Genomic DNA, 19,142 nt, shown 5'->3' on the forward strand with positions numbered 1-19,142 from the left:
GGGCCATGGGACTGCGGGATATCATCCGCCAGTTTCGTGGACACTCTGCCCGCTCCTTCGACGGCGCGGCTGGTGGCCGGCGCTGGGAAGGGGCGAAGTCCATCGCGAGCATGGAAGCCGCGACCCGCACCGCCGCCCTGCCCCTGCGCCGCCGGGCACGCTACTATGTCGCCAACAACCCTTGGGCCGCGAACGCCGCCGGCAGTTTCGCCGCCAATCTGGTTGGGGCTGGCATCAAGCCGCAGTCACAGCACCCCAGCCCGGAAGTCCGCCGTGCCATCAACCAGCTTTGGGAACGCTGGACGGACTTCGCCGATGCAGAAGGGGTGACCGATTTCCAGGGGATGCAAGCCCTTGCCGCCCGTACCCTGTTCACCGATGGCGAGGTTTTCGCCCGGATGGAGGCCGGCGGTTCCGGCCCCGTCCCCCTGATTGTCCGCCTGATCGAACCGGATCAGGTGGACGCCAGCCTGTCGCGCGCCCTGGATAATGGCCGCCGCATCATTGCGGGAGTGGAGTTCGACGCGCAGGGCACGCGCACCGCTTACCACGTCCTGCCCACCAGACCGGGTGACCCGGCGCTTACCGCGCTGTCACCCGTTGCCGTGCCGGCGGCGGATATGGCCCACCTGTTCCAACCCGTGGCACCCGGACAGGTGCGGGGTGTTTCCTGGCTACACCCCGTGCTTCTGCGGCTTCACGAGTTGGACCAAACGGAAGATGCCCAGTTGGTCCGCCAGAAGGTGGCGGCCCTGTTCGCGGGCTTCATTCTGGACGGGGAGGGCACCGCCGCCGGCTTCGAGGCTGATGGCAAGATGGCAGGGCCCAGCGTGTTGGATGGCGGGTTGGAGCCGGGCACGCTGAAAGTGCTTCCGCCCGGCAAGGATATCCGGTTCTCCGACCCGGCCCAGGTGGGCGACGTGCCCGACTTTATCAAGACCCAGCTGCGCGGCATCGCCGCCGGCATGGGCATTCCCTACGAGATGCTGACGGGTGACCTGTCATCCGTGAACTACAGCAGCATCCGGGCAGGCCTGGTGGAGTTCCGCCGCCGCGTGGAACAGGTGCAGCACAGCACCATGGTTTTCCAGTTCCTGCGCCCCGTCTGGCGGCGGTTCATCACCTTGGCCGTGCTGTCCGGTGCGCTGCCTGTCCGCGACTTCGCCGCCAATGCCGAAACCTACATGGCCGTGAAATGGATCACGCCGGGCTTTGATTGGGTGGACCCCAAGAAGGACGCGGAAGCGGATGCCATTGCCGTTGCCGCCGGGTTCAAGTCCCGGCGGGAGGTGGTGGCGGCCCGTGGGTACGATGTTGAAGCCCTTGATGAAGAAATCGCGGGCGATGCGGCCCGCGCAACCGGCTTGGGCCTGAAGCTGGGCACCCCGCCCGCAACCAGCCCCGCCACTACCAACGAGGACAAAACCGATGCGTGAGAGCGCTGATATCCTGGATGAAGGCACCGACGATCTTTCCGACCTGTTGGGGGAGGAAGGGAGCGAGGATTTGGGTTTTCTGGACGACATCCTGTCCGATCTGGCCGGAGCGCCGCTGCACACCCGCAACGCCCCGGCTTCCGACCTGATCGTGCGGGAAGCGGCCATTCAGCCGCGCACCTTGAACGATGCATCCCGCACCGTGGAAGTGACCTGGTCGACCGGTGCCGCCTATCGCCGCCGTGATCTGGCCGGCGACTTCATGGAAGTGCTGAGTATGGACCCGGCCCATGTGAACATGTCCCGGATGCGGGGTGCCCCGGTTCTGGACGCTCACCAGAAAACGGGCATCCGCCAAGTTCTGGGGACCGTCTTGGACGCCAGCGTTGACGGCAATGTCGGGCGTGCCACCCTGCAGTTCAGCGCCCGCCCGGATGTGGCCCCGATTTGGGATGATGTGCGGGCCGGTATCCTGCGGAATGTCAGCGTCGGGTACACGGTGGAGAAGTGGCAACAGGGCACCGATGCGTCGGGCCTGCGTAGCCTGACCGCCGTGGAATGGACCCCCTATGAAATCAGCTTTGTCCCCGTGCCGGCGGATGCCGGCGCACAGGTGCGAACCATGTTCGCCCCGCCGACCGGCGGCGAACGGGCGACCGTGAATGGCGAAATCCGTCAGATTGCCCGGCTGGCCGGTCTGGGAGAGGATTTCGCCAATGGCCAGATCGACCGCAACGCCACGGTGGATCAGGCGCGCGCCGCTGCATTCACCGCCCTGGCAGGGCGTTCCGGCGGCCCGATCCTGACCCAGCGGGCAGATATCGGCTTTTCCAACGACGATCCCACCGTGCGGGCCGAACGGATCGGTGAAGCGCTGTACACCCGCATGATGCCGGGGCATCGCCCGTCAGAAGCGGCCCGCGCCTACATCGGCTTGTCCCTGCCCGAGATCGGGCGGGATATCCTGCGCTTGCGCGGCATCTCCACCACCGGCATGTCGGCAGCGACCGTCATCACCCGCGCGCTGCACACCACCAGCGATTTTTCCCTGATCCTGGGGGATGCGTCCAACCGCATCCTGCGACAGGCCTATCAGGCGGCACCCATCGGGATTAAACAGCTTGCCCGCCAGACCAGCGCCAAGGACTTCCGCGCCAAGATGGCCCTGATGCTGTCGGAGGCCCCGACGCTGGAAAGGGTCAATGAAGCCGGTGAGTTCAAGTCGGGCACCCTGTCGGAAGCGGCAGAAACCTACCGCCTGGAAACCTTCGGGCGCATCGTTGCCATCAGCCGGCAAGCCCTGATCAATGACGATCTGGGGGCCTTCACCAGCCTGAACACCCGGTTCGGCACGGCAGCGGCGGAGTTTGAAGCGTTGCAGTTGCTGGCGCTGTTGGAAAGCAACAGCGGTAATGGCCCGACCATGGCGGATGGCAAGACGCTGTTTCACGCTGACCACGGCAACAAGGCCGGGACGGGTGCCGCCCCCAGCGAGACCACCTTGGACGCCGCCCGCATCGCCATGCGCAAGCAGACGGGCCTTGCCGGCGGACGGATCAGCGTCGCGCCCCGCTATGCCCTGGTGCCGGCGGAGCTGGAAACCACCATGGATAAGCTGGTTGCCGCCATCACGCCGGCCACCACCGGCGACGTCAACCCGTTCGCCAACCGTCTGACCCCCATCGTGGAGGCCCGGTTGACCAGCTCCAAGCGTTGGTATCTGGCCGCTGATCCTGCCCAGATGGACGGGCTGGAATATGCCTATCTGGACGGCGAACCCGGCCCCCAGATCGAAAGCCGCAACGGCTTTGAGGTGGACGGTGTCCAGATCAAGGTTCGGATGGATTTCGGGGCCGGTTTCATCGAACACCGGGGATGGTACGCCAACCCCGGCCCGGCGTAAGGGGGCACCATGGCGACCACGGAAGAGCTGACAAAGCATCGCGACGATCTCACCAAGGCGCGCTTTCAAGGTGCCCGGTCTGTCCAATTTGGTGAACGGGTGGTGACCTTCCGTTCTGACGCGGAAATGGCCGCGCTTGTCGCCACTTTGGACCGGCAGATTGCGGGCACCTCCCCCATCACAACCGTTCGCATCACTTCATCCAAGGGACTTTGACCATGCGCAACTATGTCCAACCGGGGAACACGGTGACCGTCGCCGCCCCCTATGCCGTTCTGTCCGGCGCTGGCGTTCTGGTGGGTTCGCTGTTCGGCGTTGCCTCCACCAGCGCCGCCGAAACCGCCCAGACCGAGATTGTCACGGAAGGCGTGTTCGACCTAGCCAAGGTGCAGGCCCAGGCCTGGACGGTCGGGCAGCCCATCTATTGGGATGCCACCGCCAAGCTTTGCACTACCACAGCCACCGACAACACCCGGATCGGCGTGGCCCTTGCGGTGTCCGCCAATCCCAGCGGAATTGGCCGTGTCCGCCTCAATGGCAGCTTCTGACGGCTGGGGGGGGCATCATGCCGGCATCACCTCGCACCACGCGCCTTCCGCCCAATCTGCCCCCGCGGCTGATTTGCCGGGAAGCCGCTGCGGAGTATGCCGGCATCTCCCCGTCGAAGTTTGACGAGATGGTTCGGGATGGCCGCATGCCGCGCCCCCGCCGGATCGATAGCCGCGTGCTGTGGGATGTCGCGGCCTTGAACCGATCTATCGACAACCTGCCGGGTGGCGAAGATATCGCCAACCCATGGGATGAAGTCGCATGACCAGCATTCGGCTGAAATTCATCCATCGCTACAAGGACCGGCATGGCAAGGAACGCATCTACTTCCGCCGTGGGGCGGAAAAGCGCGTTGTCCTTCCCGGTCCTGTGGGATCGCCTGCCTTCCTGAAAGCCTACAACGCAGCGCTGGCCGGTGATGGGGAGAAACAGCCATCCGTTAAGTCCCCACCGCCGGGCAGCCTTTCTGCCCTCTGCGAAGCCTACTATCGAAGCGCCGACTTCACGCAGTTGAGCGAATCGACCAAAGGCACCTATCGGGGCATCATCGAGAATTTCCGCGCCAAGCATGGGCACAAGCCGGTTACCCAGTTGGAGGCCCGCCATGTGCGCGGCTTCATGGATGACAAGAGCGACACGCCCGCCGCCGCCAACAACCTGTTGCGCATGCTGCGGCTGTTGATGCGGCATGCCCTGGAACGCGACTGGATATCCACCGACCCCACCCAGGCGGTTCGCCCGGTGCGCCGTAAGACGGACGGCTTTGCCACCTGGTCAGAGGATGACATCGCCCGCTATGAGGCATTCCACGCGGTGGGGAGCCGGGAGCGGCTGGCCTTCGCCCTGTTGCTCTACACGGGTGCCCGCCGGTCGGACGTGGTCAAGCTGGGGTGGCAGCATGTGCAGGGTGACCGGCTGGTGTTCCGCCAGCAGAAGACGGGTGGGCGGGTATCAATCCCCATCCACAAGGAACTATCGGCCATCCTGACCACCGTGCCACGCGACAGGCTGGCGTTCCTGTCCACTCGCTACGGAAAGCCGTTCACGGCAGAGAGCTTCGGGAACTGGTTTCGCGGCACCTGCAAGGATGCCGACGTGCCCGATGATTTGAGCGCCCATGGTCTGCGCAAGGCCGTTGCGCGGCGCTTGGCGGAAGCCGGATGCACCCCGCATGAAATTGCGTCGGTGACCGGTCATTCGACCCTGAAAGAGGTGGAGCGCTACACCAAGGAAGCGAACCGGGATCAGTTGGCAGAGGCCGCAATCGCGTCCATCGGGGCCAAAGCAGGAACACCCAATGGCTAACCGGTCAAAGCGGTTAGTCACAAACCGGGGAAAAGATATGATGCATCAATGCCCGCTTGGGCAAGATGGCGGAGGGGATGAGATTCGAACTCACGATACGCTTTTGACGTATACCCGCTTTCCAGGCGAGCGCCTTCAACCACTCGGCCACCCCTCCGCACTGGATGGGCGCGGAACATAATGAGGTCGATCCGATCCCGCAAGCTTTTTAATCACCCCTGTTTCGGCATGGCGGACCGGCGTTGCGACAGCAGCTGGATCAAGGCCATATCGTTGTGCGCTTCCAGGGGCAGCATCGCCTGATAGGGATCGCCCGGCAGATTCAGCAGGCGGGCGAAGGCCGGTTCGGTTTTAACGCCGGCCTGTTTAAGGGCGCGGATCGCCGGGCGCAGGCTGGGGTCCAATAGCAGGAGGCGGGCCTCCACCAGCATGTGCCGCCAGCCCATCTGCCGCTCCACCGGCACATCCTGCACGAAAATCTCGACGGGCAGACCATCCAGCGTGAAGGCGGCCACCAGGGCAGGACCGTCGCTGACGGTGATCAGGTGGCGCCTGTACCCCTGTTCCTGGCCGAATCCAGCGTCCAGCACGGGGGCGAAGCTGGTGGGGACGGCGGCGACCAGGATGTCGATGTCGGAGCCATCAATGGTGATGTCGATGGGGAAGGTGCCGGCAAGCGCGCCGTCGGCGCCTTCCAACCGGTCGAAGGGCTGGTGCCGTGACAGGGTGGCGAAGGCCCGGCGTTGATCCTCACTGCCATGCGCCAGGAAGGACCAGTCACGGAAATCGGGCAGCCTGTCAGGCATGGGGGGCCGGCTTGATCCGTTCGCCGAAAATGGCCGTGCCGACGCGCACGAAACTGGCGCCCAGGCGCACCGCCAGCTCGTAATCCCCGCTCATGCCCATCGACACCTCGCGAAGGCCGTGGCGCTGGGCCAGATCGGACAGCAGGGCGAAGAAGGGGGCCGGTTCCTGACCGGCGGGCGGGATGCACATCAGGCCATCGATGGTCAGGCCATGGGTATCGCGGCATTCATCCAGAAAGGCAGCAAGGTCGGCAGGCGCGATGCCGGCCTTCTGCGGCTCCGCCCCCACATTCACCTCCACGAACAGCCGGGGCAGGCGGCCTTGGCGGCGTCCTTCCTCGGCCAGGGCGGCGGCCAGTTTGGGGCGGTCCAGCGTTTGGATCACATCGAACAGGGCGACGGCTTCCTTGACCTTGTTGGTCTGCAAGGGGCCGATCAGGTGCAGTTCGATATCGGGATAGCGTTCACGAGCATCCGGAAACTTGGCTTTCGCCTCCTGCACCCGGTTCTCCCCGAACAGGCGGTGACCGGCGGTCAGTGCGGCTTCAAGCTTTTCCACAGGTTGCACCTTGGACACCGCGATCAGGCGGGCGGCACCGGCGGGGCGCCCGGCCTCAATGGCGGCTTTGTCGATGCGGGCCTTGATCTCGGCCAGGTTGGCGGCCACATCGTTGGCGGGATCGGTCATGGTTGGCTTCTCGTGCAATTACCGGAGCAGGTAGGCCATCGGCCTTGTTTTCGCCCCATCACGCACGTAAAGCCCTTCCTGTCCGCCCCGTCAATCCCGTGGCCGCGCGCCATCGCCGATATGGATGTGATCTTGCCCCGCCTGTCCCGCGCCATCCGCACCGCCGCCGTCAGCTTGCTGGCCGCGTTCCCCGCCGCCGGCGAAACGGTGGAGTTCACGGGGCGCGGCGTGGGGCAGGGGGCCGTCGTGCGCACGGGCGAGGGGCATGATATTTTCGGCGCCTATGCCGCGACGGGGGAGGGGACGGTCACGACCGATAGCGGGCTTGGCCTGTCGCTGACCGCCACGGTGGGGTCGGGCGATTATCAGAAAAGCCTGGACCGGCCCGGACGCAACGACCAGCTGACGGTGAATGAGGTCTTCCTGACCGTCAATTCCGCCTGGGGGCGCCTGCGCGTGGGGGATGAGGATGGGGCGGCCAAGCGGGCCGTCGATCTGCTGCCGCTGCTGGCGGGTGGGCAGATGGATGGGCTGTGGACCGGCATTGCCGGTACGGCCCCGCCCATCGACCATCTGGGCCGCGACAGCGATGATGCCACCAAGCTGCTGTATGAGACGCCGCGCGTCATGGGTCTGCGCTTAGGGCTCTCCTATGCGCCCAAGCGTGACAGTCTGGTGGAGGATATCGCCAAGCAGACGCCGGGCCGGCTGGATCGTGATCTCTGGGAGATCGGCCTGAATTACCAGGGCGACATCGACGCGGTTTCCTATGAACTGGCTGCCGGCTATGTGACCGCCGACAGCCGCAATCCCCTGCTGGGCGATACACAAAGCCTGAAACTGGCGGCATTGGCGCTGTATGGCGGGTTTTCGGGCAGCGTCATCTATGTGGATGACGGCGATAGTGGCCGGTTGAAGGGGGATGATGCCACCAGCACCACCCTGATGGCGTCTTATGAGAACGGCCCCTATGGCGCGGCCCTGTGGTGGCAGGGCGTCAGCCAGGATATCAGCCGGGATTACGATGCCTATGGCGCCGGCCTGTCCTGGCGCATCCTGGATGAAACCAGCCTCAGCCTGGACACCGTCCGTTATGAGGGCGGGCGCAGGGGCTGGGTGGGGACGCTGGGGGTCGAGGCGCGGTTTTAAGTTCTGGCTGGGCCATCCTCTCTTTCGTCACCCCGGCGGAAGCCGGGGCCCAGCATTGAGCGGCGTCTGCCGCGATATGGAGTCATTCGGCGCTGACCGCGCCTCACGCTGGGTCCCGGCTTTCGCCGGGATGACGATAAGGGGGTGTTTGCATGCATCTGACGGACTGCACCACCCCTCCCTACCGAAACCCCTTCCCTTCCATGTGAAATTCGCCCATCTACCGCGCTTGACCCGCAGGTGCCCGCTGGTCAAAAGTCGCGCTCCATCTATTTCCAACTCCTATCAGGGGAAAAGCCATGTCGTCGGCTGAAGTGCCCGTTTCCAGCGCCCAGGTTGCCATTACGCTGCCCGATGGCAGCGTGCGGACCTATGCGCAGGGCACTACCGGGGCCGACGTGGCCGCCTCCATCGCCAAGTCGCTCGCCAAGGCCGCCCTGGCCGTGAAGATCGACGGCGTTGTCCGTGACCTGGCCCTGCCGCTGCAGGCCGATTGCAACCTGGCGATCATCACGGACAAGAACGAGGCCGACGCGCTGGACCTGATCCGGCACGATGCCGCGCACATCATGGCGGAAGCCGTGCAGGAACTGTATCCCGGCACGCAGGTGACGATCGGCCCCGCCATCGCCACGGGCTTCTACTATGATTTTGCGCGCGACACGCCGTTCACGCCCGACGATCTGGTGAAGATCGAAAAGCGCATGCACGAGATCGTGGACGAGAACCGCCCCTTCACGCGTGAGGAATGGGACCGGACCGAGGCCATCGAGCATTTCAAGTCGATCGGCGAGAAGTACAAGGCCCAGATCATCGAGGATCTGCCCGCGTCCGAAACCATCACCATCTATCGCCAGGGCAAGTGGTACGACCTGTGCCGCGGGCCCCACCTGCCCAGCACGTCGCGCGTCGGCCATGCCTTTAAGCTGATGAAGGTGGCCGGTGCCTATTGGCGCGGCGATGCCAAGAACGCCATGTTGCAGCGCATCTATGGCACGGCCTGGCGCACCGAAAAGGAACTGGCCGATCACCTGCACCAGATCGAAGAGGCCGAAAAGCGCGACCATCGCAAGCTGGGCCGCGAAATGGACCTGTTCCATGTGCAGGAAGAGGCGACGGGGTCGGTGTTCTGGCACCCCAAGGGCTGGGCGCTTTACCGGAGCCTTGAAAACTACATCCGCGCCAAGCTGGTCACCGCCAACTATGTCGAGGTGCGCACGCCGCAGCTCTATGATTCGAGCCTGTTCAAGGCGTCGGGTCATTGGGACCTGTATGGCGACAACATGTTCAAGGTCCGGGAATCGGTGTCCGAGGACGGGGTGGAGAAGTATCTGGGCGTGAAGCCCATGAACTGCCCCGCCCATGTGCAGATTTTCCGCCAGGGCCTGAAGAGCTATCGCGACCTGCCGCTGCGCATGGCCGAGTTTGGCAATTGCCACCGCAATGAACCGTCAGGCGCCCTGCACGGTATCCTGCGCGTGCGCAATTTCACCCAGGATGACGCGCATATCTTCTGCACCGAGGATCAGGTCGGCAGCGAGGCGAAGGAATATTTCGCGTTGCAGCTGGGCGTCTATAAAGACCTGGGCTTCGACAAGATCGCCGTGAAGCTGGCCTTGCGCCCCGACAACCGTCTGGGCGATGACGCCACCTGGGACAAGGCCGAGGAAAGCCTGCGTGTCGCGCTCCGCGCCAACGGTCTGGAGTTCGAGGAGCTGCCCGGTGAGGGTGCCTTCTATGGCCCCAAGGTGGAATTCCACCTGACCGACGCCATCGGTCGTTCCTGGCAGTGCGGCACCTTGCAGCTGGATTTCCAGCTGCCGGAACGTCTGGACGCCTCCTATATCGGTCAGGATGGGGCCAAGCACCGGCCCGTCATGCTGCACCGGGCCATCCTGGGCAGCCTGGAACGTTTCATCGGCATGATGATCGAACATTATGCCGGCAAGTTCCCGCTCTGGCTGGCGCCCACCCAGGTGACCGTGGCCACCATCGTGTCGGACGCCGACGCCTATGCCGAACAGGTGGCAGCCAAGCTGCGCCGGGCTGGCCTGCGGGTGGAACTGGACGTTCGCAACGAGAAGATCAACTTCAAGGTCCGCGAACATTCGCTCCAGAAGGTGCCGGTCATGCTGGTGGTTGGTGCCCGTGAGGCGGAGCAGGGAACGGTCGCCGTGCGTCGTCTTGGCTCCAATGCGCAGGAAATCCTTGCCCTTGACGCCGCCATTGCTAATCTATCGGAAGAGGCGCGTCCGCCTGCGGATACGTCCTCCACCGATTCAGCGTTCTAAGATCGACCCTACCACCGTATAATAACGGATCGCCGCCCGCCCGCGCGCCCAAGCTGCCGCCGGGCGGCGATCCCAGGAAGACAGGAGAAGTTTCCATAGCCAGGCCTACCTCCCAAGACCGCGAACCCCAACGCGACGGTCCCCGCATCAACCGCGAAATCAATGTCCGTTCCGTGCGTCTGGTTGACGCCGAGGGCGAGATGGTTGGTGTCGTCAGCCTGCGCGATGCCTTGATTGCCGCTGAGGATGCCGGCCTCGACCTTGTCGAGGTCAGCCCCAACGCTGATCCGCCCGTCTGTAAGATCCTCGACTATGGCAAGTACAAGTACGAGGCGCAGAAGAAGGCCAACGAGGCCCGCAAGAAGCAGAAGATCATCGAAGTCAAGGAAATCAAGCTGCGTCCGAATATCGACGAGCATGATTACGAGATCAAGATGAAGGCCATGCGCCGCTTCCTGGAAGAAGGCGACAAGGTCAAGGTCACCATGCGCTTCCGTGGCCGCGAAATGGCCCACCAGGATATCGGCATGGCCGTTCTGGTAAAGGTGCGTGAGGCGCTGGACGATCTGGGCAAGGTCGAACAGATGCCGAAGCTGGAAGGCAAGCAGATGATCATGGTCTTGGCGCCGCGCTGATCGGCTGCCCCCGATGATCAAAAGAAAAGGCCGTATCCTTCGGGATGCGGCCTTTTCTTTTGGGTGCTTGTTGGGATTCACCTGAAATCGAGAAGACCCGCCTCCCGGCGAAGGCCGGGGAGGCACATACTCTCAGTTCAGCAGGTCTTAGTGTGCGACCGGCTTCTCCGGCGCGACATAGCGGAAGCTGATGCTCTTGGCCTGGGTGCCCTGGTTCTCTGGCCGGCGCGACTCGAATTTCGTGGACTGGTTGGGGAACAGGCGGCGCACGGGCGGCACGATGCGCCAGGCGTACAGTTCCTTACCGTCTTCTCCGACGGCGACGGCCTGGATATCGGGCACATCGCGCTGGCTGTCGGACTTGTTGGCGATCTCTCCCGATACGAACAGCATGTTGATGCCTTCGATGTCGCGGATTTCAACCTTGGTGGTCTTGGGATCACCCGGTTCCGACAGGCCCGTGCCCGGCAGTTCGGCCAGCCCCGCCATTTCATAGAGCGGGAAGGCGGCGGGCCAGGCCTGGATGATCATGTCCTTGCCATAGAACAGCCCGGCCCCGATGCCGCCCACGGCCAGTACCAGTCCGGCCCAGGCCGCTATCGCGGCCCGGCTGGCCTTGGACTGGCCTGGAAGGGCCGGCAGGTTGCTGCCTTTCGGGATGGGCCGGGGCCGGAAGGGCCGGGCCAGCCCCATATCATCGGCGTCGGCGTCGAATCGCTTGGAATCGAATCCATCGCTGTTGCCATCCCCACCCAGATCCCCGAATCCAGCCAGATCATCGCCCGGCGGATCGTCGAACAGGTTGCCGCGTGGCTCCTCCATGGGCGGGGGAGGCGGCGGCGGTGGGGGGGGGGAGACGGCGTTACGGGCCGGGGGGCGGCTTGCTGGCGCACTGCCGCCGCCGGCACCGGGCCGTTCCACCACGGCCAGCGGTGCCTTTGCCGGTGCTGCCGGACGTTGTGCGGCTGGCGCGCGCTGTGCTGGTGACGCGGCTGCGGGCCGGGAGGAGGGCGGCGGCGGTGCCACCGCCATGTTCGGCTCAGCGAACCAGACGTTCCCGCACTGGCCGCATTTCACCTTGCGGCCCGCACCCAGAAGACGCCCGTCGAGCATGAAGCGTTTTGCGCAGGACGGACAGGACAGGATCATCGGGTCGGGGCGCCGGGATACGGGGTGGATCGGAAATCGGAAGGCGAACGGCGATGCCGTCCGCGCCAATCCCTTATAGGCGGGCGCGGGCATCCTGTGCAAGGACGGGGGCGGAAAGAAGCGCTACCTCCGTCGGACGGGGTCTGCCGGCTTTACCTTGCCGTCCGCCCATGCCATTCCTGTCGCTGACCGACGGGCCGGGATGAACGGCCCCCCACAGCCGGAACAGGGACCGATGCGCCGCCGCGCCCATTTCGACATACCGCTGAGCCAGGACGCGACGGGGCGTTTCCTGCCCTGGATCATCGCCCTGATGGTCTATCTGGCGGCGCTGGCCCTGGCCGTGTCGCTGATTCTGTCGGGCTTGGCGCGGCGCTGGGACAGCGAGCTAACGGCGGGCATGACGGTACAGGTGGCGCCCACGGGCACCGCCAATGCCCGCGAACTGGATGAACGCGTGCGCAAGGTCATGGACGCCCTGTCGGCCAGCGCCTTTGTCGCGACGGCCAGCCGTCTGTCGGACGCCGATGCCCGCGCCCTGATCGAACCCTGGCTGGGGGAAGGGGCGCTGGTCTCGGAACTGCCGCTGCCGGTGCTGATTGATGTGCGTCTGGCCGACGGGGCCAATGTCGCCGACCTGTCCGAACAGCTGAACCGCGCCGCGCCTTTTGTGACGGTGGAGGACCCGGCCCGCTGGCTGGGTGACCTGCGCCGGCTGGCGCGGACCGTTCAGGCCGTGTCTGTCGGCATCATCGCGCTCATCGGTGGGGCGGGCGTCATCTCCATCATCTTTGCCGCATCTTCCGGATTCGCGGTGCATCGGCAGGAGGTGGAGCTGCTGCATGTCATGGGCGCCACCGACGGCTATGTCGCGGGCCAGTTCCAGACGCATATGCTGCGTCAGGCTTTGCTGGGTGGTGGTGTCGGTTTCCTGCTGGCGCTGGCCACGCTTTGGGGCCTGGAACAGGCGGGGCAGGGGCTGGGTGCGTCGCTGCTGCCCGACATGGCCCTGTCGCTGCGGGATTGGGCGTGGCTGCCTGTTGTGCCGGTGGTGGCGGCGCTGCTGGCTGCCCTGACGGCACGGCTGACCGTCATGCGGGCGCTGGGGCGTCTGCCGTGAGCGGACATCCGGCTTCCCGGCAGTTGCGCAGGCTTGTGCTGCTGGTCGCCCTGCTGGCGGGGACCTGGGGCGGTGGCCTGTTCCTGTTTGCGGCCTCCCTGCCGCGTCAGGCGCCCGAGGATGATGTCCGCACCGATGGCATCGTGGTGCTGACCGGTGGCAGCGAGCGGCTGTCGGTCGGGTTTGACCTGCTGCGCGCTGGCCGTGCCCGCAAGCTGTTCATCTCTGGTGTCTATCGCGGCGTGGATGTGCGCGAATTGCTGGCCATCTCCTCCAAGTCGGGTAACGACCTGGAATGCTGCGTGCAACTTGGCTACGACGCCGACGACACCGAAGGCAATGCGGTGGAAACCGCGCGCTGGATGGCCGATGAAGGCTTCCACAGCCTGCGCGTCGTCACCGCCAATTACCATATGCCGCGCAGTCTGGTGGAGTTCCGCCGCGCCCTGCCCGGTGTCACCCTGGTCCCCCATCCCGTAACACCGCAGAAGGTGCGCCTGGACGGGTGGTGGAGCTGGCCCGGCACGGCAGAGCTGATCATCGGGGAATATAATAAATATCTGCTGGCCGTGGTCCGTGCGGCCCTGACGGCGCCGCGCCCGGCGGTCTGACCCTACGGTACCGGCTATGGACAGGGCGGGGCCCTTCCGGTTAAGTGCACCCGCCCGCCGATCTTCCGGACCAGATGCGCATGATTTTCCTCCGCTCTCTGCTGTTCAACATACTGTTCTTTGCCTGGACGGCGGTTTACTGCACCTCGATCTTCTGGACGCTGCTGTTCCCCCGACCGGTCCTGATCGCGGCCATCCGCTTCTACATGCGCAGCCTTTCCTTCCTGGAACGCCATGTCATCGGCCTTCACTATGACGTGAAGGGGGCGGAACACCTGCCCAGGGATGGCGCCTATCTGGTGGGGGCCAAGCATCAGTCGATGTGGGAGACCATGAAGCTCCACCTGCTTTTCCGCGATCCCGCGATCGTGCTGAAGCATGAGCTGATCCATATCCCGCTCTGGGGCTGGTACGCGTGGCGGGCCCGCATGATCCCCGTGAAGCGCGGTAAGCGTGGGGCGGCCATCGCCTCGCTGGTGCGTGGCGCCAAAGAGATGAAACAGATGGGGCGGGAGATCGTGATCTTCCCGCAAGGCACCCGCGTGGCCGTGGGCGAGTACCGCCCCTATAAGGTTGGCATTTCGGTCCTGTACGACGAACTGAAGGTGCCGCTGGTGCCCATGGCGGTGAATTCCGGCGTCTTCTGGGGCCGCAAGACCTTCCTGAAACGACCGGGCCGCATCACCATCGAATTCCTGCCCCCGATCCCGCCAGGCCTGCCCCGGGACGTGGCTCTGTTCGAACTGGAGGCGCGGCTGGAAAGCGCCAGCAACCGGTTGGCTGTTGCTGTCGGGGGCGCTGCCACGCTGAACCCGCGCACCGCCGATCCTGGCAATGCCGTGGCGGTCCCGGTCGATGTTGAAGGCTGAAACGACAACGCCCCGCAGATGCGGGGCGTTTTGCATTTCGGATGTAGCCTGCCTGTGATCAGCCGCGGCTCTTGAAGCTGCGCAGCTGGCTGTTCAGCTGCATGGCCAGGCTGCTCATCCGGCTGGTCGCTTCGTTATAGCGGGCGGTGATTTCCGGGGTGAAATTGCCCTTCGCCTCCGCTTCCAGGCAGGACAGAAATTCCTGCGTCTCCACGATATAGGCCTTCACGGCATCCTGGGCCTGGTTCATCTCGGCCGGTGCCGCGGTGGCGCCATCGGGCACGGTGGGGGCGTTGTTGATGGCGCAGGCGGCAAAGGCGGGCGCCGGCAGCAGCGCCAGGGAGGCCAGCAGCAGGGCGGAACGGGTCTTGGTCAGCATAAGGCGGTCTCCTCTTTCATGCCGCGTCGCAACATGTCTTCCGGTATATCGTGTAAAGACGATGCCATATTGAGGGGAAAACGCAATAGTTTGAGCTTTTACTTTTGTGCATTGCAACCAACATAAGCTATGCACGAACAACTGTCACAATTCTGTACATTTTGTACTCCGAAGGCATCGATATCATCAGATAATTACCTCGCATTCGAGATAATTTCCAATTGCCCATTTTCTGAACACTTATGAGCCTTTCGGCGACGCAGACCGCACAAATACGCGGCCCACATCTGTCGATACCACCCCTTCCGCAGTGCGGTATGAGCGCTTATGTCTGCGGCCAGGGGCGAGACATCAGAAATTACAGGAATATCCATCGTGAAGACCAAACTGTTGATGGCGGTTGCCGCCATGCTGCTCGCCGCCACTGGTGCCGCCCGTGCCGAAGATGGCCCCTATGTCGCTGCTTCCGTCGGTGCCTTTGTCGGCAACGACTATACGCATGCGAAGACCTGGAAGACCGCCAAGGGTAACGCTGACAAGAAGTACGCCAGCACCATCGCCGCCGGTTACCGGCTGGCCGATTTCCGCTTTGAACTGGAAGGCGGCTTTGGCCGTCTGGCTGACATCACGGGGACCAAGTCCGCAACCGTGACCCGGCCCAATGGCGATCTGTCCATGTGGACGGCGCTGGCCGGTGCCTATTACGACATCCCCGTCACCAAGAAGTACCAGCCCTATGTCGGTCTAGGCGGCGGTGTTGCCGACCTGAAGAATGACAGCAGCCTGCTGGTCGTCAAGGAAGGTACCCACGGCGCCCTGTTCGCCGAGGCTGGCCTGAACATGGTGGTCTGGGATGGGCTGACCGTCGCTCCCGGCTATCGCTATCTGTGGGTGGATGCCAAGGGCAGCGGCTCCGACTATGTCACCAGCCACATCGTGAAGCTGACGGCCCGCGCCAGCTTCTGATGAAGTAAAGCCTGCCTTTCAGGGTGGTGGAAGCCACCCTGGGGGGCAGGGATGCAAGGCCCTGTAGTGATTCCCCTTTTCACGCGGGCCGTTCGGGTCTATATACCCATCATCTTTATCCCATACGGACCGGCCAGCGACCGTCGTTGGCAGGCTGGTCTGCTTTGCGGGTGGGCCTTTGGCCCGCCTTTTTGTTTATCTGGGCTCCGCGTATCCGGCATCGCGCCGGGCGGCGGGTGGAGTTGGAACGCGAATGGACGTGCAGGAACGCATCGGTGGCATCATCACCCCCTCGGTCGAGGCCATGGGGTATGAGATCGTGCGCCTGCAGATTTCCGGTGGTGAGCGCCCGACCTTGCAGATCATGGCCGACCGCACCGATGGCGGGGCCATGACGGTCGAGGATTGCGCTGACATCAGCCACGCCGTTTCCGCCCTGCTGGACGTGGAAGACCCGATCACATCGGCCTACACGCTGGAAGTATCCAGCCCCGGCATCGACCGGCCGCTGACCCGCCTGAAGGATTTCGAGCGGTTCAAGGGTCTTGAGGCTCGTATCGAGACCCAGATGCCGATGGATGGGCGCAAGCGCTTCCGCGGCACGCTTTACGGGGTCGAAGGCGAGAATGTGCTGATCGCCCTGGATGCCAAGACCTCTCAGCCGCCCAAGCGCAAGCCGGGCGCGAAGGTTTCGGCCAAGGCGAAGCCGGTGGAAATTGATCCGGGTCTGGTGGAAGTGGCGGAGATCCCCTTCGCCGAGATCGCTAAGGCCCGGCTGGAACTGACCGATGAGTTGCTGAGCATGGCGGCCTCCGAACAGGGGCTGGCGGCTGGCACCGAGGGCGGGCAGATGGATGTGGACGACACGGCCAAGCCGGTGAAGCGTCCCAAGGCCGAGAAGGCGTCCAAGAAGAAGGGTCCGGGGCGTTTCGCCCGTCCGGACCAGGATGAACAGGATATTGTGACCACCGATGGCCCCTCCGACGCCGATGCCGGCGCCGGGACGGTCTGACGATCAGGATAGAAGGCAGGGTTCGCCAGGATGGAACTGCTTCAAGTAGCCGACGCGGTCGCCCGCGAGAAGAATATCGACAAGGAGCATGTGCTCGAAGCCATGGAGGAGGCCATCAAGAAGGCTGGCCGCTCCAAATATGGGCACGAGCACGACATCCGCGCCCGGATCGACCGCAAGACGGGCGATATCCAGCTCACCCGCCACATGGAAGTGGTGGAAGAGGTGGAGAATGAGGCCGTACAGGTGACGCTGGCCAAGGCGCGCCGCAAAAGCCCGAAGGCGCAGCTTGGCGATTTCATCGTCGACCCGCTGCCGCCCATCGATTTCGGTCGCATCGCCGCCCAGACCGCCAAGCAGGTCATCGTGCAGAAGGTGCGCGAGGCCGAGCGCGAGCGTCAGTATAATGAATATATCGACCGCAAGGGCGAGATCGTGAACGGTCTGGTCAAGCGCGTCGAGTATGGCAATGTCACCGTCGATCTGGGCCGCGCGGAAGCCGTGCTGCGCCGGGACGAGTGCCTGCCTAGAGAGCATTTCAAGACCGGCGACCGCGTCCGCGCCTACATCTATGATGTGCGCAAGGAGCCGCGCGGGCCGCAGATCTTCCTGTCGCGTACCCATCCGATGTTCATGGCCGGCCTGTTCAAGGCCGAAGTGCCGGAAATCTATGATGGCATCATCGAGATCAAGTCGGTGGCCCGTGATCCGGGCAGCCGTGCCAAGATCGCCGTCATCTCCAAGGACAGCTCCATCGACCCCGTCGGTGCCTGCGTCGGTATGCGCGGTTCCCGCGTTCAGGCCGTGGTGGGCGAGCTGCAGGGCGAGAAGATCGACATCATTCCCTGGAAGCCCGATCCGGCCACCTTCGTCGTGAACGCACTGGCCCCGGCCGAAGTGGCCAAGGTCGTGCTGGATGATGAAGGCAACAAGATCGAGGTCGTGGTGCCCGATGACCAGTTGTCGCTGGCCATTGGTCGCCGTGGTCAGAATGTCCGTCTGGCGTCGCAGCTGACGGGCTGGACCATCGACATTATGACCGAGGCCGAAGAGCGCGAGCGCCGCCAGACGGAATTCTCGTCGCGGTCGGCCCTGTTCATGGAGGCCCTGGACGTCGACGATATGATCGCCCATCTGCTGGTGAACGAAGGCTTCACCTCGGTTGAGGAAATCGCCTTTGTCGACCTGGACGAACTGACCCGGATCGAGGCGTTCGACGAGGATGTGGCCGCCGAGCTGCAGAATCGCGCCGCCACCTTCCTGGAACAGCAGAACGAAATCCTGGAAACCAAGCGCCGTGAACTGGGCGTGGAAGATGATGTCGCCAATATCGAGGCGCTGTCGCCGGCCATGCTGGTCAAGCTGGGTGAAAAGGGTGTCAAGACGCTGGACGATCTGGCCGATCTGGCCGGTGACGAACTGCTGGACATCATCGGCAAGGATGCGATGACGCTGGACGAAGCCAATGAGGTGATCATGGCCGCCCGTGCGCATTGGTTCGCCGACGAGGAAGGGGCGGAAGGCTGAGGCCTTCCGATCCGTTTTTAGTTTTGAGTGATTTGGGAATGCAAGGCATGAGCAGCGGCACAGATACGACGCCCGGCTATCCGCCGGAACTCGACGCCGAGGCCCAGGCCGATGAACCTGAAGCCGTGGGGGGCCGTAAAAGCCCGCTGCGCCGCTGCATCGCCAGCGGAAAGGTCCAGGACAAGGCGGGCATGATCCGCTTCGTTGTGGGGCCGTCGCTTCAGGTGGTTCCCGATGTGGACGAAACCCTGCCCGGCCGTGGGCTTTGGTTGACGGCTGAGGTGGGATTGGTCGAAAAGGCCCTGAATAAGGGTCTTTTCGCCAAGGCTGCGCGCCAGGGCGTGAAGCCCGTGCCGGACCTGCTGGTGCTGACGCGCCGGCTGATCCGCCGCCGGGCCCTCGGTCTGATCGGTCTCGCCCGCAAGGGCGGGGGTGCCATCGCGGGTTTCGAGAAGGTACAGGCTGCATTGCGTTCCGGTTTCATAGGCCGGGCGGGCGGTGCGGGCCAAAAGAGTGTAGGGTTGTGGTTAGAGGCGTGTGACGGGTCCGACGATGGTCGGACCAAGCTGCATGCCTTGGCGCAGGCGCTGGGTGTGCCGCTGGTCGATGCCTTCGACCGGTCGGAACTGGGGGCTGCTCTGGGCCGGGAAGAGGCGGTGCATGCGGTGATGGCGGCGGGTCCGTTGGCACAGCAGGTCCGCCGCGAGGTTGCACGGCTTTCCGCCATTGGCGGAACGGCCGCCTGAG

General features: G+C 64.3%; 20 protein-coding genes and 1 tRNA gene. 16 read left to right on the forward strand and 5 right to left on the reverse strand.

Annotation, left to right across the window (positions count from 1 at the left end; translation table 11 throughout):
* Positions 1-5 precede the first annotated feature (5 nt).
* From ACODSP_RS12995 to ACODSP_RS13020, 6 genes are read left to right on the forward strand one after another with little or no spacing between them, the layout of a single operon-like run.
* Positions 6-1,436 (forward strand): phage portal protein, encoded by a 1,431-nt coding sequence (locus ACODSP_RS12995; protein WP_488965999.1) that lies wholly within the window; start codon positions 6-8, stop codon positions 1,434-1,436.
* Complete coding sequence (locus tag ACODSP_RS13000; protein WP_488966000.1) at positions 1,429-3,339, forward strand: prohead protease/major capsid protein fusion protein; 1,911 nt, start codon at positions 1,429-1,431, stop codon at positions 3,337-3,339. Before ACODSP_RS12995 ends, ACODSP_RS13000 begins: the two co-directional genes overlap by 8 nt.
* Before the next feature lie 9 nt (positions 3,340-3,348).
* Complete coding sequence (locus tag ACODSP_RS13005) at positions 3,349-3,555, forward strand: phage head-tail joining protein (RefSeq protein WP_488966001.1); 207 nt, start codon at positions 3,349-3,351, stop codon at positions 3,553-3,555.
* Between the two features lie 2 nt (positions 3,556-3,557).
* Positions 3,558-3,887 (forward strand): DUF2190 family protein, encoded by a 330-nt coding sequence (locus tag ACODSP_RS13010; RefSeq protein WP_488966002.1) that lies wholly within the window; start codon positions 3,558-3,560, stop codon positions 3,885-3,887.
* A gap of 17 nt (positions 3,888-3,904) precedes the next feature.
* Positions 3,905-4,153: a helix-turn-helix transcriptional regulator gene (locus ACODSP_RS13015; protein WP_488966003.1), complete on the forward strand. Its 249-nt coding sequence runs from the start codon at positions 3,905-3,907 to the stop codon at positions 4,151-4,153.
* Positions 4,150-5,193 (forward strand): site-specific integrase, encoded by a 1,044-nt coding sequence (locus ACODSP_RS13020; RefSeq protein ID WP_488966004.1) that lies wholly within the window; start codon positions 4,150-4,152, stop codon positions 5,191-5,193. Before ACODSP_RS13015 ends, ACODSP_RS13020 begins: the two co-directional genes overlap by 4 nt.
* A gap of 66 nt (positions 5,194-5,259) precedes the next feature.
* Here ACODSP_RS13020 and ACODSP_RS13025 read toward each other — a convergent pair.
* From ACODSP_RS13025 to ACODSP_RS13035, 3 genes are all read right to left on the reverse strand, one after another.
* Positions 5,260-5,350: transfer RNA gene (locus tag ACODSP_RS13025), tRNA-Ser, on the reverse strand.
* A gap of 55 nt (positions 5,351-5,405) precedes the next feature.
* Positions 5,406-5,999, reverse strand: coding sequence for a DUF4269 domain-containing protein (locus tag ACODSP_RS13030; protein WP_488966005.1), 594 nt, complete (start codon positions 5,997-5,999; stop codon positions 5,406-5,408).
* Positions 5,992-6,687 carry a YggS family pyridoxal phosphate-dependent enzyme gene (locus ACODSP_RS13035; protein WP_488966006.1) on the reverse strand — a complete coding sequence of 232 codons (696 nt, stop codon included), beginning with the start codon at positions 6,685-6,687 and terminating at the stop codon, positions 5,992-5,994. Before ACODSP_RS13035 ends, ACODSP_RS13030 begins: the two co-directional genes overlap by 8 nt.
* Before the next feature lie 132 nt (positions 6,688-6,819).
* Between ACODSP_RS13035 and ACODSP_RS13040 the strand changes: the two genes are divergently transcribed.
* The 3 genes from ACODSP_RS13040 (at position 6,820) to infC (ending at position 10,762) form a co-directional block, all read left to right on the forward strand.
* Positions 6,820-7,836, forward strand: coding sequence for a porin (locus ACODSP_RS13040; protein ID WP_488966007.1), 1,017 nt, complete (start codon positions 6,820-6,822; stop codon positions 7,834-7,836).
* A 299-nt stretch (positions 7,837-8,135) separates the two neighbouring features.
* Entirely contained in the window at positions 8,136-10,127 is a 1,992-nt protein-coding gene (thrS, locus tag ACODSP_RS13045; protein ID WP_488966008.1) for a threonine--tRNA ligase, read from the forward strand.
* A gap of 95 nt (positions 10,128-10,222) precedes the next feature.
* The gene (gene infC, locus ACODSP_RS13050; RefSeq protein ID WP_054166937.1) at positions 10,223-10,762 is read left to right on the forward strand and encodes a translation initiation factor IF-3; all 540 of its coding nucleotides are present in this window, start codon (positions 10,223-10,225) and stop codon (positions 10,760-10,762) included.
* 147 nt (positions 10,763-10,909) lie between these two features.
* Here infC and ACODSP_RS13055 read toward each other — a convergent pair whose 3' ends face one another.
* On the reverse strand, positions 10,910-12,004 hold the full coding sequence (locus ACODSP_RS13055; protein ID WP_488966009.1) for a zinc-ribbon domain-containing protein: 1,095 nt from the start codon (positions 12,002-12,004) through the stop codon (positions 10,910-10,912).
* Between the two features lie 142 nt (positions 12,005-12,146).
* Here ACODSP_RS13055 and ACODSP_RS13060 point away from each other — a divergent pair, with 142 nt between their 5' ends.
* The 3 genes from ACODSP_RS13060 (at position 12,147) to ACODSP_RS13070 (ending at position 14,511) form a co-directional block, all read left to right on the forward strand.
* A complete protein-coding gene (locus ACODSP_RS13060) occupies positions 12,147-13,031 on the forward strand; it encodes a cell division protein FtsX (protein ID WP_444732799.1) in 885 nt (294 codons plus the stop codon).
* Positions 13,028-13,642 carry a YdcF family protein gene (locus ACODSP_RS13065; protein WP_488966010.1) on the forward strand — a complete coding sequence of 205 codons (615 nt, stop codon included), beginning with the start codon at positions 13,028-13,030 and terminating at the stop codon, positions 13,640-13,642. The genes ACODSP_RS13060 and ACODSP_RS13065 overlap by 4 nt, the downstream gene beginning before the upstream one ends.
* Positions 13,643-13,722: 80 nt before the next feature.
* The gene (locus tag ACODSP_RS13070) at positions 13,723-14,511 is read left to right on the forward strand and encodes a lysophospholipid acyltransferase family protein (RefSeq protein WP_488966011.1); all 789 of its coding nucleotides are present in this window, start codon (positions 13,723-13,725) and stop codon (positions 14,509-14,511) included.
* A 58-nt stretch (positions 14,512-14,569) separates the two neighbouring features.
* On the opposite strand, the gene ACODSP_RS13075 is transcribed toward ACODSP_RS13070, so the two are convergent.
* Complete coding sequence (locus ACODSP_RS13075; protein ID WP_488966012.1) at positions 14,570-14,890, reverse strand: hypothetical protein; 321 nt, start codon at positions 14,888-14,890, stop codon at positions 14,570-14,572.
* A gap of 375 nt (positions 14,891-15,265) precedes the next feature.
* Between ACODSP_RS13075 and ACODSP_RS13080 the strand changes: the two genes are divergently transcribed.
* The 4 genes from ACODSP_RS13080 (at position 15,266) to ACODSP_RS13095 (ending at position 19,141) form a co-directional block, all read left to right on the forward strand.
* Positions 15,266-15,856, forward strand: coding sequence for an outer membrane beta-barrel protein (locus ACODSP_RS13080; protein WP_488966013.1), 591 nt, complete (start codon positions 15,266-15,268; stop codon positions 15,854-15,856).
* Positions 15,857-16,109: 253 nt separating this feature from the next.
* The gene (gene rimP / locus ACODSP_RS13085) at positions 16,110-16,868 is read left to right on the forward strand and encodes a ribosome maturation factor RimP (RefSeq protein WP_488966014.1); all 759 of its coding nucleotides are present in this window, start codon (positions 16,110-16,112) and stop codon (positions 16,866-16,868) included.
* Positions 16,869-16,898: 30 nt separating this feature from the next.
* Complete coding sequence (gene nusA / locus ACODSP_RS13090; RefSeq protein WP_488966015.1) at positions 16,899-18,395, forward strand: transcription termination factor NusA; 1,497 nt, start codon at positions 16,899-16,901, stop codon at positions 18,393-18,395.
* 47 nt (positions 18,396-18,442) lie between these two features.
* Entirely contained in the window at positions 18,443-19,141 is a 699-nt protein-coding gene (locus ACODSP_RS13095; RefSeq protein ID WP_488966016.1) for an RNA-binding protein, read from the forward strand.
* The last annotated feature ends 1 nt before the right edge of the window (position 19,142 follow it).

This window comes from Niveispirillum sp. FG156, from assembly GCF_057809555.1.

Bases quoted from the DNA above. Each gene is read 5' to 3' on its own strand.
- ACODSP_RS13055 (WP_488966009.1), bottom strand. From the start codon at position 12,004: ATGCCCGCGCCCGCCTATAAGGGATTGGCGCGGACGGCATCGCCGTTC.
- rimP (WP_488966014.1), top strand. From the start codon at position 16,110: ATGGACGTGCAGGAACGCATCGGTGGCATCATCACCCCCTCGGTCGAG.
- ACODSP_RS12995 (WP_488965999.1), top strand. From the start codon at position 6: ATGGGACTGCGGGATATCATCCGCCAGTTTCGTGGACACTCTGCCCGC.
- ACODSP_RS13015 (WP_488966003.1), top strand. From the start codon at position 3,905: ATGCCGGCATCACCTCGCACCACGCGCCTTCCGCCCAATCTGCCCCCG.
- nusA (WP_488966015.1), top strand. From the start codon at position 16,899: ATGGAACTGCTTCAAGTAGCCGACGCGGTCGCCCGCGAGAAGAATATC.
- ACODSP_RS13060 (WP_444732799.1), top strand. From the start codon at position 12,147: ATGCGCCGCCGCGCCCATTTCGACATACCGCTGAGCCAGGACGCGACG.
- ACODSP_RS13030 (WP_488966005.1), bottom strand. From the start codon at position 5,999: ATGCCTGACAGGCTGCCCGATTTCCGTGACTGGTCCTTCCTGGCGCAT.
- ACODSP_RS13010 (WP_488966002.1), top strand. From the start codon at position 3,558: ATGCGCAACTATGTCCAACCGGGGAACACGGTGACCGTCGCCGCCCCC.
- ACODSP_RS13035 (WP_488966006.1), bottom strand. From the start codon at position 6,687: ATGACCGATCCCGCCAACGATGTGGCCGCCAACCTGGCCGAGATCAAG.
- ACODSP_RS13005 (WP_488966001.1), top strand. From the start codon at position 3,349: ATGGCGACCACGGAAGAGCTGACAAAGCATCGCGACGATCTCACCAAG.
- ACODSP_RS13000 (WP_488966000.1), top strand. From the start codon at position 1,429: ATGCGTGAGAGCGCTGATATCCTGGATGAAGGCACCGACGATCTTTCC.
- ACODSP_RS13075 (WP_488966012.1), bottom strand. From the start codon at position 14,890: ATGCTGACCAAGACCCGTTCCGCCCTGCTGCTGGCCTCCCTGGCGCTG.
- ACODSP_RS13020 (WP_488966004.1), top strand. From the start codon at position 4,150: ATGACCAGCATTCGGCTGAAATTCATCCATCGCTACAAGGACCGGCAT.
- ACODSP_RS13095 (WP_488966016.1), top strand. From the start codon at position 18,443: ATGAGCAGCGGCACAGATACGACGCCCGGCTATCCGCCGGAACTCGAC.
- ACODSP_RS13070 (WP_488966011.1), top strand. From the start codon at position 13,723: ATGATTTTCCTCCGCTCTCTGCTGTTCAACATACTGTTCTTTGCCTGG.
- thrS (WP_488966008.1), top strand. From the start codon at position 8,136: ATGTCGTCGGCTGAAGTGCCCGTTTCCAGCGCCCAGGTTGCCATTACG.